At 68.7% G+C, this 12,595-nt stretch carries 10 protein-coding genes; 3 read left to right on the top strand and 7 right to left on the bottom strand.

Features of this window, described 5'->3' with window-relative positions:
* Positions 1-169: 169 nt before the first annotated feature.
* The 4 genes from Q0A33_RS13720 to Q0A33_RS13705 all read right to left on the bottom strand — a co-directional run bounded on the left by Q0A33_RS13720 (position 170) and on the right by Q0A33_RS13705 (position 4,812).
* Positions 170-1,168: a tripartite tricarboxylate transporter substrate binding protein gene (locus Q0A33_RS13720; protein ID WP_291797904.1), complete on the bottom strand. Its 999-nt coding sequence runs from the start codon at positions 1,166-1,168 to the stop codon at positions 170-172.
* A 174-nt stretch (positions 1,169-1,342) separates the two neighbouring features.
* Positions 1,343-2,644, bottom strand: coding sequence for an enolase C-terminal domain-like protein (locus Q0A33_RS13715; protein ID WP_291797901.1), 1,302 nt, complete (start codon positions 2,642-2,644; stop codon positions 1,343-1,345).
* Positions 2,645-2,819: 175 nt separating this feature from the next.
* A complete protein-coding gene (locus tag Q0A33_RS13710) occupies positions 2,820-3,620 on the bottom strand; it encodes an FCD domain-containing protein (protein WP_291797898.1) in 801 nt (266 codons plus the stop codon).
* 61 nt (positions 3,621-3,681) lie between these two features.
* The gene (locus Q0A33_RS13705) at positions 3,682-4,812 is read right to left on the bottom strand and encodes a mandelate racemase/muconate lactonizing enzyme family protein (protein ID WP_291797895.1); all 1,131 of its coding nucleotides are present in this window, start codon (positions 4,810-4,812) and stop codon (positions 3,682-3,684) included.
* Positions 4,813-5,055: 243 nt separating this feature from the next.
* On the opposite strand from Q0A33_RS13705, the gene Q0A33_RS13700 reads away from it, so the two are divergent.
* The 3 genes from Q0A33_RS13700 to Q0A33_RS13690 are packed head-to-tail and all read left to right on the top strand — an operon-like array spanning position 5,056 to position 8,992.
* Positions 5,056-5,988, top strand: coding sequence for a 5-dehydro-4-deoxyglucarate dehydratase (locus tag Q0A33_RS13700; RefSeq protein WP_291797892.1), 933 nt, complete (start codon positions 5,056-5,058; stop codon positions 5,986-5,988).
* A gap of 50 nt (positions 5,989-6,038) precedes the next feature.
* Entirely contained in the window at positions 6,039-7,658 is a 1,620-nt protein-coding gene (locus Q0A33_RS13695; RefSeq protein WP_291797889.1) for an aldehyde dehydrogenase (NADP(+)), read from the top strand.
* A complete protein-coding gene (locus tag Q0A33_RS13690; protein ID WP_291797886.1) occupies positions 7,655-8,992 on the top strand; it encodes an enolase C-terminal domain-like protein in 1,338 nt (445 codons plus the stop codon). Before Q0A33_RS13695 ends, Q0A33_RS13690 begins: the two co-directional genes overlap by 4 nt.
* A 116-nt stretch (positions 8,993-9,108) precedes the next feature.
* Here Q0A33_RS13690 and Q0A33_RS13685 read toward each other — a convergent pair whose 3' ends face one another.
* Genes Q0A33_RS13685 through Q0A33_RS13675 form a run of 3 tightly spaced genes read right to left on the bottom strand, consistent with a single transcriptional unit; the run spans position 9,109 to position 12,285 of the window.
* Complete coding sequence (locus Q0A33_RS13685) at positions 9,109-10,638, bottom strand: tripartite tricarboxylate transporter permease (RefSeq protein WP_291797883.1); 1,530 nt, start codon at positions 10,636-10,638, stop codon at positions 9,109-9,111.
* 1 nt (position 10,639) lies between these two features.
* Entirely contained in the window at positions 10,640-11,290 is a 651-nt protein-coding gene (locus Q0A33_RS13680) for a tripartite tricarboxylate transporter TctB family protein (protein WP_291797880.1), read from the bottom strand.
* The gene (locus tag Q0A33_RS13675; protein ID WP_291797877.1) at positions 11,287-12,285 is read right to left on the bottom strand and encodes a tripartite tricarboxylate transporter substrate-binding protein; all 999 of its coding nucleotides are present in this window, start codon (positions 12,283-12,285) and stop codon (positions 11,287-11,289) included. The genes Q0A33_RS13680 and Q0A33_RS13675 overlap by 4 nt, the downstream gene beginning before the upstream one ends.
* Positions 12,286-12,595 lie beyond the last annotated feature (310 nt).

Here is a 12,595-nt window from a genome sequence, read left to right as displayed (position 1 = left end):
GCCAGGGCTCCTGCCGGCGTCTCCTCGGCAGAGCTTCCCCGCGCCCTCGCGTCCGCGCTCATCTCAGCTGAGATCTCAGCGGCGCTTTCATGCTCGCTCTCGCGTACACCAGCGTGAGCACTGGTCTGCTTCTCATCCACGGCGTTCTCCTCCTCGAACGTTCCAGTGGTCAGCTCTGGCTGCCGCCGAGGTCGATGTCGTTCTCCTCGACCAGTGCGGCATAGCGGTCTGCCAGGTCGGTCCACTGCTCGCGCACCTCGTCGCCGGAGATCTCCGCGGGGGTGAGGAAGTTGTCCTCGTTGAACTGCTGGTACGCCTCCGTCTGGGTGATCTCGGCGACTCCCGCGCGGAGCGTGCTCAGCACCTCCTCATCGGCGCCCGCGGGCAGCGCGAGTGCGCGGTACTGGGAGACGGGCACGTCGTAGCCCTCCTCCACCGCGGTGGGGACATCGGGCAGATAGTCGACCCGTTCCTCGGCGAAGGTCACGACCGGCTTGATGGTGCCGGCCTCGATTTGTGGCATGGCCTCACCCAGCTGGATCGTGGCAACCTCGACCTGACCGCCCATCACTGCGGTGAGCGCGGGCGCCCCGCTGTCGAACGGCACCTCGTTGCCCTCGATCCCCGCCTCGTTCATCAGCAGGAGCTGTGCGAGCTGGCTGCCGGTGCCCACACCGGCAGTGCCGTAGGTGATCGCGTCCTCGGTGCTGGTGAGGTCCGCGAGGGCATCGATGTCGCTGTCAGCGTTCGCGACCATGATGTAGTCGTCCTGCGAGAGGCCGGTGACGATCTCGAGGTCGTCGAGCGAGACCGCTTCCTCCTCTGTGCCGACGAGGGAGGTGATGGTGATGAGTGAGGCGTTGAGCATGACGAGGTTGTGGCCGTCGGGCTCCATGCCGATGACCTCCTTGGTGGCGACGGCACCGTTCGCACCGGGCTTGTTCTCCACCGTCATGGGGGTGCCCAGGGCCTCCTGGGAGCCATCGGCGACTGCGCGGGCGATGAGGTCGGTGCTGCCTCCCGCTGCCCCGCCGACGGTGAGAGTGATGCTCTTCGAGGGATACTCGTCGCCGTTCCCCCCTGTCGTCACATTGCCGCAGGCTGACAGGGCGAGGGTGAGAGCTGCGGCAGCCGAGAGGATGCCGAGGGATCGGGTGGTGTGGCGCATGGTGCCTCCTTGCAGAGCATTCGGATGAGGTGGTGTGAGGGGTGTCACGAGGGTGCTGAGAGCCGAGCTTAGAAAGACTCTGAAATGCTTGTCCAAGCCCACATCTATATGGATCTATGCTCTTAGGGCATTATCTCGGTGAGACGGACACGGCATATGTGCTCTGAACGGCGCTCAGAAACGTGGGATCGTCGGGTCGAACGCAGGGTGGAACCGACGCATGTAGGTTGTGTCGTCGCGTGCCGTGAGTCCGGAATCGGTGTAGGCGCGGTGGAGGCGTTCAAGCCTGTCGCGGTCCAGCGCAATGCCCAGGCCGGGGGAGGCGGGGACGGTCAGGCTGCCGCCCTCGAAGGTGAACGGAGAGCCCTCCACGACATCGTCCTCGGGGTTCTTCCACGGCCAGTGGGTGTCGCAGGCGTAGTCGATGCTCCTGGCGGAAGCGGCGAAGTGGAGCATGGCGGCCAGGCTCACCCCCAGATGGGAGTTCGAATGCATCGACAGGCCCAGCCCGAACGTCTCGGCGATGCCGACGAGCTCTTGGGAGCGCCGCAGCCCGCCCCAGAAATGGGGGTCGCTGAGCACGATGTCGATGCTGCCTGCGGCGACGGCCCGAGGTATGTGGTCGAAGGCGACCACGCACATGTTCGTCGCCAGGGGCATGTCCACGCGTTTCCGCACTTCAGCCATGCCCCCGAAGCCGGCGGTCGGGTCCTCCAGATACTCCAGGGCGCCGTTGAGGCGGTTGCCGATCCGCACCGAGGTCTCCACGCTCCACGCGGCATTGGGGTCCAGTCGCAAAGGCATGCCGGGAAAGCGCGCGGCGAGAGCCTCCACTGCAGTGGCCTCCTGCTCCGGGTCGAAGACGCCGCCTTTGAGCTTGAGGGCGGTGAAGCCGTACTCCGCTGCCATCCGCTCGGCCTGAGCGACGATCCCGGCGGGATCGAGCGCGGTGCCGAATCCGTCGTCGCTCGCTGTCGCCGGAGTCTGCCCCGCCCTGGGGTGGCCTGCCCACTTGAAGAACAGGTAGCCGCTGAATGGGACGGACTCGCGGCAGCGTCCGCCCAGCAGCGTCGTCACCGGCACGCCCAGCAGCTTTCCCTGAACATCGAGCGAGGCCATCTCCAGCGGTGCGAACACCCGGTCGAGGGTGGTGGTGCCGGTGACCATTCCGCTGGTTCCGTGCCCCCCGCTGAGGGTGTCGCGGGTGAGCGCTTCCGCGGTCGCATGCCTCAGCTGTGCGGTGTCGAGGGCGTCGAGGCCGATGAGGGCGCTGCCCACGGTGCGCAGCCGCTGGACGTGGACTGCGTCTCCATACGATTCGCCGAGACCGTAGTCGCCGCTGTCGGTGACCAGCTCCACGATGGACCTCAGCGCCAGGGGCTCGTGTGCTCCCACTGCGTTGAGGAGGGGCGGGTCCGCGAAGGCGACGGGTGTGACGCGGATTTCGGTGATGGCGGCGGCGGGGGTTCGCGTCATTGCGCATTCCTTTGCTTCGGCGTTCTTCCGGCTGTGTGCGTGGGCACATCGCTTCGCTGCGACGTTACGATCTTCTGTCATGCAGGTCCAAGCCCCTTTGCGTATAGGCAAATGCCCTCCGTGCATCGATGGGGCCGGCTGTTGAAGAAGGGCGGTTCGAGCCTGTGTGCGGCCCCTACCTCAGTTCCCGCAGGGAGCGGGTGAGGTGCCAGCTCATTGCCGCGGCGGCGCTGCGCGCATCGCGATCCCTGACTGCCTCCACGATCATGCGGTGCTCGTCCCGCACCGTACGCGCGTGCTCGCCGTCGCCGACGATGCGGGAAGCGGGCATGCCGATCATTGCCGGACCCGCGCCCATGAGCGCGCCCGCGATGTATGGATTGCCCGAGGCCTGTGCGAGCGTGCGATGCAGGTGGTAGTCGGCCTCGAGGCTGTCTGAGGCGTGTGCCCCGGCTGCCTCGATCGCGGCCGCGGCCTCTTCCAGCGCGATCAGGTCGGCCGTGGTGCGGCGCTCTGCGGCGAGCGCGGCCGCATGCGGTTCGAGCGCCAGGCGGAACTCGAGGAGTGCTGCGGGGTCCGGCCTGGCATGCTGCGCTGCGGCCGCCGCGCTCGGAGGGATGCCGGTGCCGGCCGCGGCGTCCGACCGTGGTCCGGCCTCGGGCGCGCTGCTCGGATACGCCTCGGCGCCCGCTCCGGTGCCCGTTCTGGCATCCGCGGCGCGCCGGCCTCCCTGCAGTCCGGGACCGTATGTCGTGGTGTGCGGCACCGCGAGGACATAGGTGCCGCTGCCGCGGGCCGAGCGCACCAGTCCCTCTGCCCGCAGGTTGCCGATGGCCTCGCGGACGACGGTGCGGCTGACCGCATGCTCCCTGGCGAGATCGTTCTCGCTGGGCAGGCGCTCACCGGGAGTGAGCGCGCCTGCCACGATCCGTTCGCGCAGCGCAGCGGCGACCGCCGAGGCCAGGGTCGTGGACATGCGGTTCCCTCCATGATGATGGTGCGCCCGGCGGCGCTCGGGCTAGTCCGAGGCAGGAGGCTCAGGCCTCGGTGATCGTCACAGAATCCGTCGTCCAGGCGCGCGCCTGCTCGCTGACCGTGAAGCCCAGCCCGGGCCGGTCGGGAACGATCATACGGCCGTCGCGCGTCTCCAGACGCTCCTCGAACAGCGGGTCGAGCCAGTCGAAGTGCTCCACCCACGGCTCCCGCGGGTAGCAGGCGGCCAGGTGCAGGTGGATCTCCATCGCGAAGTGCGGTGCAAGGTCGAGGCCCGCCTCGTCCGCCAGCCGGGCCAGCCGCAGGAACTGGGTGATGCCTCCCACCCGCGGCGCATCGGGCTGGATGATGTCGCAGGCGCCGTGGCGGATGAGCTCGCGGTGCTCGGCCACGGACGCCAGCATCTCACCTGTCGCGATGGGTGTGTCGAGGGCGCGAGCCAGCTGTGCATGCCCCGCCGCGTCATAGGCGTCCAGAGGCTCCTCGATCCACACGAGGTCGAGGTCCTCGAAACGGCGGCCCATGCGCAGAGCCGTGGTGCGGTCCCACTGCTGGTTGGCATCGACCATGAGCGGCACCTCGCCTATGTGCTCGCGCACCACGCTCACGCGGCGCACGTCCTCGGCAGTGTCCGGCAGACCCACTTTGATCTTGATGCCGCCGATCCCGGCTTCGACGGATCGCGAGGCCGCCTCCTTCACCTCATCCAGGGAGGCGGAGAGGAAGCCGCCGGAGGTGTTGTAGGTGCGTACCGAGTCCCTGTGCGAACCCAGCAGCTTGGCCAGCGGGAGACCCGCGCGCTTGGCTTTGAGGTCGTAGAGGGTGATGTCGATCGCCGCCAGTGCCTGCGTGGCGACACCCGAGCGCCCCACCGAGGCGCCGGCCCACAGCAGCTTCGTGTACAGCTTCTCGATGTCATTGGGGTCCTCGCCGATCGCGGCGCCTGCGACCTCCTTCGCGTGGGCGTACTGGGCGGGGCCGCCCGCTCGCTTCGAGTAGCTGAAGCCCACGCCCTCGTGGCCCTGTTCGGTGCGGATCTCCGCGAACAGGAAGACGACCTCGGTCATGGGCTTCTGCCTGCCCGTGAAGACCTTGGCGTCGGAGATGGGGCGCGCCAGCGGCAGGGTGACGGAGGAGAGGGTGATCGACGCGATGGCGTCCGGTGAGTACGGCATTGTCCTCTTTCGGTTCTGGAGGCGGGTGGGTGCGTGCTGTGCAGTCTGATGGCGAACCCAGATGCTGGGGGTGCAGGCTGGGCGCTCGATGAGTATGACAACTTTTCAATAAGTCACACAACTGAAGAAGCCCTTGAATCCCATGCATTCAGGGCATCATCTGATTCGATAACGGGCTTGGACGTGCATGAGAGCGCGATCCTACGCTCGGGATGACAACGGTCCCGTACACCTAGGAGAGCCATGAGCCAGTTCGCCCCCGAAGACCTCGCCGCCCACCTCAAGGACGGCCTCCTGTCCTTCCCCGTCACCGCCTTCGACGCCGCGGGCGAGGTCGATCTCGCCAAGGTCTCCGAACACGTCGCGTGGCAGTCGAGCTATGGCGTCGCAGGCCTCTTCGCCGCAGGCGGCACGGGCGAGGGCTTCAGCCTGACCCCGGCCGAGGCCAAGGATGTGGTCGGCGCCGCGGTCGCGGCCTCGCGCCCCGAGGTCCCGGTGCTGGGTTCCGCCGGCGGCAGCACCCGCCAGGCGGTGCAGAACGCGAAGGACGCGCAGGAGGCAGGTGCCGAGGGCCTGCTCGTGCTGCCCCCGTACCTCACCGAGAACGACCAGGAGGGTCTGTACCGGCATGTCTCCGCGATCTGCGAGGCGACGAACCTGGGCGTCATCGTCTACAACCGGGCCAACGCCCACTATGCTCCGGAGACCGTCGCCCGGCTCGCGGAGGACCACGCGAACTTCATCGGGTTCAAGGATGCGCACGGCGACATCGAGCACCTCGCCAAGATGTATGCCCTCAACGGCGACCGTCTCTTCTACCTGGGGGGCCTCCCCACCGCAGAGACTTTCGCCCTTCCGCTGCTGCAGCTGGGTCTGAGCACCTACTCCTCCGCCATGTTCAACTTCGTCCCGGAGTTCGCACTGGAGTTCTACGCGGATGTCCGCGCACAGGACCGCGACGCGGTGAATGAGAAGCTCAACCGCTTCGTCTTCCCCTACCTGGACATCCGTGATCGGGTGAAGGGGTACGGCGTATCCATCGTCAAGGCCGGACTGAAGGCGATCGGCCGCGACAACGGCCCCGTCCGGGCGCCGCTTCAGGATCTCACCGAGGCGGATCTCGCCGATCTCAGCGCACTCATCGAGCGAGCAGGCATCGCACCGGCGCTCCACTGACAAGACCTATCCGGCAGGCTGACCAGACACACAGGAGAAGGAAGAGCAGAATGGCACTCACCGGACATTCGATCATTGCGGGGGAGACCTCCCCCGGCGGGAACGGCAGCACACGGGCCGTGAATCCGTCAGACAACGGTGAGCTGGAACCGGCCTATTCGTTCGTCGGTGAGGCTCAGGTGGAGCAGGCAACACGTGCCGCCGAGGAGGCCTTCGCTCAGTACCGCGACACCGACCCCGAGCGCCGCGCGGCGTTTCTCGACGCCGCGGCCGATCGCATCGATGCGGCCCGCGATGTTCTGGTGGCCCGCGCCATGCAGGAGACCGGCCTGCCTGCGGCCCGCCTCGTGGGGGAGACCGCGCGCACCACCGGGCAGCTGCGCATGTTCGCCTCGGTCGTCCGGCAGGGGGACTTTCACGGCGTCCGGATCGACCCGGCCCAGCCTGAGCGCACCCCGGCGCCACGTGTCGATCTGCGTCAGCGGAAGGTTCCGCTGGGGCCGGTCGCAGTGTTCGGCGCCAGCAACTTCCCGCTCGCCTTCTCCGTCGCCGGTGGTGACACCGCTTCGGCGCTCGCCGCCGGCTGCCCGGTGATCGTCAAGGCTCACAACGCCCATCCCGGCACCAGCGAGATTGTGGGCCGGGCCGTGACCGAGGCCGCTGCCGCCACCGGCATGCCGCCGGGTGTGTTCTCTCTGCTCTACGGACCCGGCGCCCAGGTGGGGCAGGCACTCGTGAAGGACCCACGCATCACCGCAGTGGGCTTCACCGGCTCCCGCAGCGGTGGGCTCGCTCTCGTCGAGGCCGCGAACGCACGTCCGGTGCCGATCCCCGTCTACGCGGAGATGAGCTCCGTCAACCCCGTGTTCGTGCTCCCCGGCGCACTCACCGGCGACGTCGAGGCGCTCGCGCAGGGATTCCTGGGATCCGTCACGGGGTCCAGCGGCCAGCTGTGCACCTCGCCGGGCCTGCTCCTCGTGCCAGCGGGAGAGGCTGGTGACCAGCTCGTCGAGGCGATCGCCCAGGCCTTCGCCGGCTCGACCGGACAGACCATGCTCACTCCGGGGATCCACCGCGCCTGGCAGGCCGGCGTCGCGGCTCTGGCCGCCCGGCCCGAGGCACGGAAGGTGGCCGAGGGGACGGCGGGCACCGGCGAGAACGCCCCGGCTCCGGTCGTCTTCGAGACCACCGCCGAGGCTTTCGTCGCGGACGAGGTCTTCTCCCACGAGATCTTCGGGGCCGCCTCGCTCATCGTGCGCTACGACGATGCGGCGCAGCTGCCGGAGCTGGCCTCAGGCATGGAGGGCCAGCTGACGGCCACCCTGCACCTCGCGGAGGCGGACCACGCGGCCGCGCTCGCTCTCCTGCCGGTGCTCGAGCGTCTTGCCGGACGCATCCTTGTGGGTGGCTGGCCCACCGGGGTCGAGGTGGGACATGCCGTGATCCATGGCGGACCGTTCCCTGCGACCTCGAACAGCGCCACCACCTCCGTGGGCAGCCTTGCGATCGAGCGCTTCCTGCGCCCCGTCAGCTACCAGTCGCTGCCGGAGGCGCTGCTGCCTGCGCCGGTGCGGGACGAGAATGCATACGGTCTGAACCGACGCCTCGACGGGACGGTGACGGTCGCAGGCACGGCCGGTGCCGTCGCAGAGAGGGGAGCCCGAGGATGAGCGCGGACAGCCCCACCATCGCGAAGGTCGAGGTGATCCCGGTCGCCGGGCACGACTCGATGCTCATGAACCTCTCGGGAGCCCACGGGCCGTTCTTCACCCGCAACATCGCGCGGATCACGGACAGCGAGGGCCGCGTGGGGATCGGCGAGGTGCCCGGCGGGGAGGCCATCGCCGCGACTGTCAGGGATGCCGCCGAGGTGCTCCTCGGGCAGCCGGTGGCGCGCTTCCGCTCGCTGCTGCGTGAGGTCCACACAGCCTTCGCTGTGCGCGACACGGGAGGTCGCGGACAGCAGACCTTCGACCAGCGCATCGCGATCCATGCCGTGACCGCAGTGGAGTCGTGCCTGCTCGATCTGCACGGGCAGCACCTCGACGTACCGGTGGCCGAGCTCCTGGGGGAGGGGCAGCAGCGCGCGAGCGTGCCGGTGCTCGGCTACCTCTTCTATGTGGGTCCCGTCGACCGGACGGGGATGCCGTACCTGCGTGAGCCGAACGCGGTGGATGACTGGGCCCGTCTGCGCCGTGAGGAGGCCATGACGCCGGAGTCTGTGGTGGCGCTCGCCGAGGCCGCACAGAAGCGGTACGGCTTCCGCGACTTCAAGCTCAAGGGCGGGGTGCTTCCTGGCGAACAGGAAGTCGAGACCGTCTCCCGGCTGAAGGAGCGCTTTCCTGAAGCCAGGATCACCCTCGACCCGAATGGCGGCTGGCTGCTGGAGGACGCGATCCGCTTCGGACGCATGATGACGGATGTGGTCGCCTATGCGGAGGATCCCTGCGGTGCCGAGGGACGCTTCTCCGGCCGGGAGATCATGGCGGAGTTCCGGCGCGCCACGGGCCTGCGGACGGCGACGAACATGATCGCCACGGACTGGCGGGAGATGGCGCATGCCGTGCGCGAGGCCTCTGTGGACATCCCGCTGGCGGACCCGCACTTCTGGACGATGGCCGGATCCGTACGCGTCGCACAGCTCTGCAGCGACTTCGGCCTGACCTGGGGCTCGCACTCGAACAACCACTTCGACGTGTCCCTGGCGATGTTCACCCAGGTGGGCGCCGCCGCTCCGGGGGAGATCACCGCCCTGGACACCCACTGGATCTGGCAGGACGGCGAGGGCCTGACGACGGAGCCCCCGCGCATCGGGGACGGCGAGATCGCCGTGCCGCAGCGTCCCGGGTTGGGGGTGGAGCTCGACGAGGAGCGGCTGGCCGCAGCGCACGAGCTCTACCGTGAGCACGGCCTCGGCGGGCGCGACGACGCGGTGGCGATGCGGACGATCATCCCCGGATGGGAGTTCGACCCCAAGCGACCCTGCATGGTGCGCCAGACGTGAAGGCGCGCTGACCTTCTTCGCATCTGCTGTTTCGCCGCGCTGCACCACGGCAGGACGGCGAAACAGAAGACGGGAACGGATGGGGCATCCGTTCCCGTCTGTCTGTGCGGAGAGACTCAGCCGTCCACGTCCGTCATGACGTTGCCGCGCTCGCGGCGGCGCTGGGCGAGCTTGCCGAACAGCGAGGCGCCCACCACCGCGATCAGGACCAGGTACAGGACGATCGAGATGGGGCTGGACACGAACACCGCGTAGTTCCCGCCGGAGCTCAGCAGCGCATCGCGCAGGCTCGACTCCGCGAGCGGTCCCAGCACCATGCCGATCATCAGCGGTGCGAGCGGGATGTCGAAGCGCCGCATGGCGAAGCCCACCAGGCCGATCCCCACCAGCATGAACACGTCGAACACGCTGTTGGACGTCGCGTAGATGCCCAGCATGCAGAACACCGTGATGCCCGCGTACAGGTACGGCTTGGGAATGAGCAGCAGCTTGGCCCACAGCGGTGCGAACGGCAGGTTGAGGATCAGCAGGACGATCATCGCGATGAAGAAGCTCGCGAGCAGTCCCCACACCAGGTCCGGCGCACGGTCGAACAGCAGCGGCCCCGGCTGCAGGCCGTACTGTTGGAACGCCGCCAGCATGATCGCCGCGGTGGCGGACACGGGCAGGCCCAGGGCGAGCAGCGAGGCCATGGCGGTGCCGGTCGTCGCGTTGCCCGCGGCCTCGGGAGCGGCGAGGCCCCGGATGGCACCGGTGCCGAATTTGTTGCGCCCGCTGCGTTTGTCCAGCCTGCGCTCCAGGCCGTAGGCCATGAAGGTGGGGACCTCGGAGCCTCCCACCGGCACGACGCCGAAGGGCAGGCCGATCCCGGTGCCGCGCAGCCACGCCGGCAGCGCCTCGCGGAACTCCTTCCCGGAGAGGAACGGCCGGCCGGAGCTCTGGATGACCATCGCCCCCGGGTCCCGGCGCAGCCGCGAGGCCACCCGGAACACCTCGCCCAGGGCGAGGACCGCGACCGTGACGGTGACGAGCGAGATGCCGTCGAACAGCTCCGGCACACCGGAGGTGAAGCGCTCGGTGCCGGTGACGGAGTCGATGCCCACCACGGCGATCGCGAGCCCGAGCACCAGGGACGCGAGGCCCTTGAGCACGGAGTCGGAGACCACCGAGGAGGTGGCGACGAAGGCGAAGAGCGCCAGGCCGAAGTACTCGGCGGGGCCGAAGAGCGTGGAGAACGCCGCGAGGGCGGGTGCGAGGAAGACGACGACGGCGCAGGAGATCAGGCCGCCGGTGAACGCACCGATGGCCGCGGTCGCGAGAGCCTGCGGAGCCCGCCCGGACTTCGCCATCCTGTGACCCTCGAACGTCGAGGCGATCGCGGATCCCTGGCCGGGGGTGTTCATGAGGATCGCCATCGTGGAGTCCCCGAAGAGACCGCCGAAGTACACGCCGGCGAACATGATGAAGGCCCCGGCGGGGTCGAGGGCGAAGGTCATGGGCAGCAGCAGCGCCACCGCCATGGACGAGCCCAGTCCGGGCAGCACGCCCACGGCCGTGCCCAGCAGACAGCCGACCATGACCCAGAGGAGATTCATTGGGGTCAGCGCGGTGCCGAACCCGTCGAGGAGTGAGAAGAGCGGTTCCATGTCAGCGGCCTCCCCCGAAGATGAGTCCGCTGGGCAGATCGACCGCCAGCAGGACTCCGAAGATCAGATACACGGCGGACGAGAACAGCAGCGCCAGCGAGATGTCGAAGAGGACGCGTGTGGAGCCCATGGACCGTGCGATGCACCAGAACAGGAGCGCGGCGGCGAGGATCCACCCCACCGGGACGAGCAGCACGGCGAAGGCCAGGCAGCCTCCCACGGCCCAGGCCAGACGCGGCCAGTCCGAGTACCAGGAGTGGACGCGCCCCACCTCCTCGGGGTCCGTGAGGGCGGCCATCTCCGGCAGCTGCGGCCGGCGGATGATGTCGACGGCGATGAGCACCGCGATGATGTAGAGCGCGGTGATGATGAGCCCCGGCATGAACTGCGGTCCGGGCTTGTCCGCGTCCTCGGCGACCTTCATCGTCAGCTGGCCCACGAGCATGTAGGTGGCCAGTGCCGCGAGGATGAGCGGGAAGAGCAGACCTGCCCGGCCCGTCCACCAGCCGCGTTCCCGGACCTGCTCCGTGCCGTGGACGGCGATCTCCGCGGCCTGGTCTGGAGTGTGCGCGGAGATGACGGGGCCCGCAGAGCCCGCTCCGGGGCCGTTCCCCGCACCCGAGGCGCCGGTGGGATTCGATGAGGTGTTCACAGTCCCAGCTCCTTGAGGAGGGTGGAGGTCTTCTCCACGTCGTCTGTGATGAAGGCGTCGAGCTCGTCGCCGGTCTCCCAGGCATCGGCCCAGGCGTTGCGCTCCAGCGCGTCCTGCCATTCCGGCGTCTGGCGCATCTTCTCCAGGAGGGCGAGCTGCTGCTCGAACTCCTCGTCCGTGATGCCGGGGGCGGCGAGCATGCCCCGCCAGTTGGCGAGCTCCACGTCGAGGCCCTGTTCGGTGAAGGTGGGGATCTCCGTGCCTTCGATCCGCTCCGGTCCGGTGATGCCGATGGCCTTCACGCGACCCGCCTCGATCTGGTCGGACACCTCGTTGTAGCCGGTGGAGGCGTACTTCGCCGTGCCGTTGAGCAGGGCCTGGATGGCCTCGCCGCCGCCGGACTTGGGGATGAAGGTGATGTCCTGCGGGTCGATCCCGCCCGCCAACGCGAGCTCGGCGACGACAAGATGGTCGAGCGACCCCGCCGATCCGCCCGTCCAGGGGGTTCCCTTGGGATCCTGCTTCCACTCAGCGATGAGATCGTCCGCGGTCTCGACGGGGGAGTCTGCGGGGACGATCACCACGTCGTAGTCCTCCGCGATCTTCGCGATGGGCCGGACGTCGTCGTAGCCCACCGGGGAGTCGTTGATGAGGATGCCGCCGGTCATGGCGGAGCCGGTGGCCAGCAGGGTGTCGGAGCGGCCGTTCATGGTGGTGAAGCGGCCGAGCCCGATCGTGCCGCCGGCGCCGGGGATGTTGACGACCTGGGCGTTGCCCACGAGGCCGCCCTGGCGGAGGGCCTGCTGCTGCTCGCGGACGAAACCGTCCCAGCCGCCGCCCGGGCTCGCAGGGGCGATGAGCGTGAGGTTGGCGGAGATGTCCGGCGGTGCGGATGCCTTCCTGACGGAGACGACCATGGCCGCGACGACGGCCAGAGCCGTGATGATCGCGTAGATCGTCATCGCCGTTCTCCGCACACCTTTCGATGCACTCATGATGAACTGCTTCCTTGATTCATTGGGGTTGGAGAGCGCAGCGGTTCACAGGAGGTCTCCACGGTGAGACTCAGCTGCCCGGAGGGCGACCATTCATCGGTGAGGAGGACCACGCGGCCCACTGTGCTGGTCAACTGTAGCCTGAACAGTCCCTGAGAACAGGTGTGTGCGGGTGCTGCGTGTCTCGGTGATCCGGGTGCGATGAGGACGGAGGCGGAGAACGGCCGAAGGGTTGCGCCGGAGTGACGGAGGCCGGCCCGGCGTCTCCGGCGGGCCGGCCGCCGGTTCTGCGTCGTCAGTGCGCGCGCAT

This window comes from Brevibacterium sp. (assembly GCF_022712115.1).
GTDB lineage: Bacteria > Actinomycetota > Actinomycetes > Actinomycetales > Brevibacteriaceae > Brevibacterium > Brevibacterium salitolerans.
Note: the sequence above shows the minus strand (reverse complement) of the source record. Positions and strands in the feature narration are given on the sequence as shown.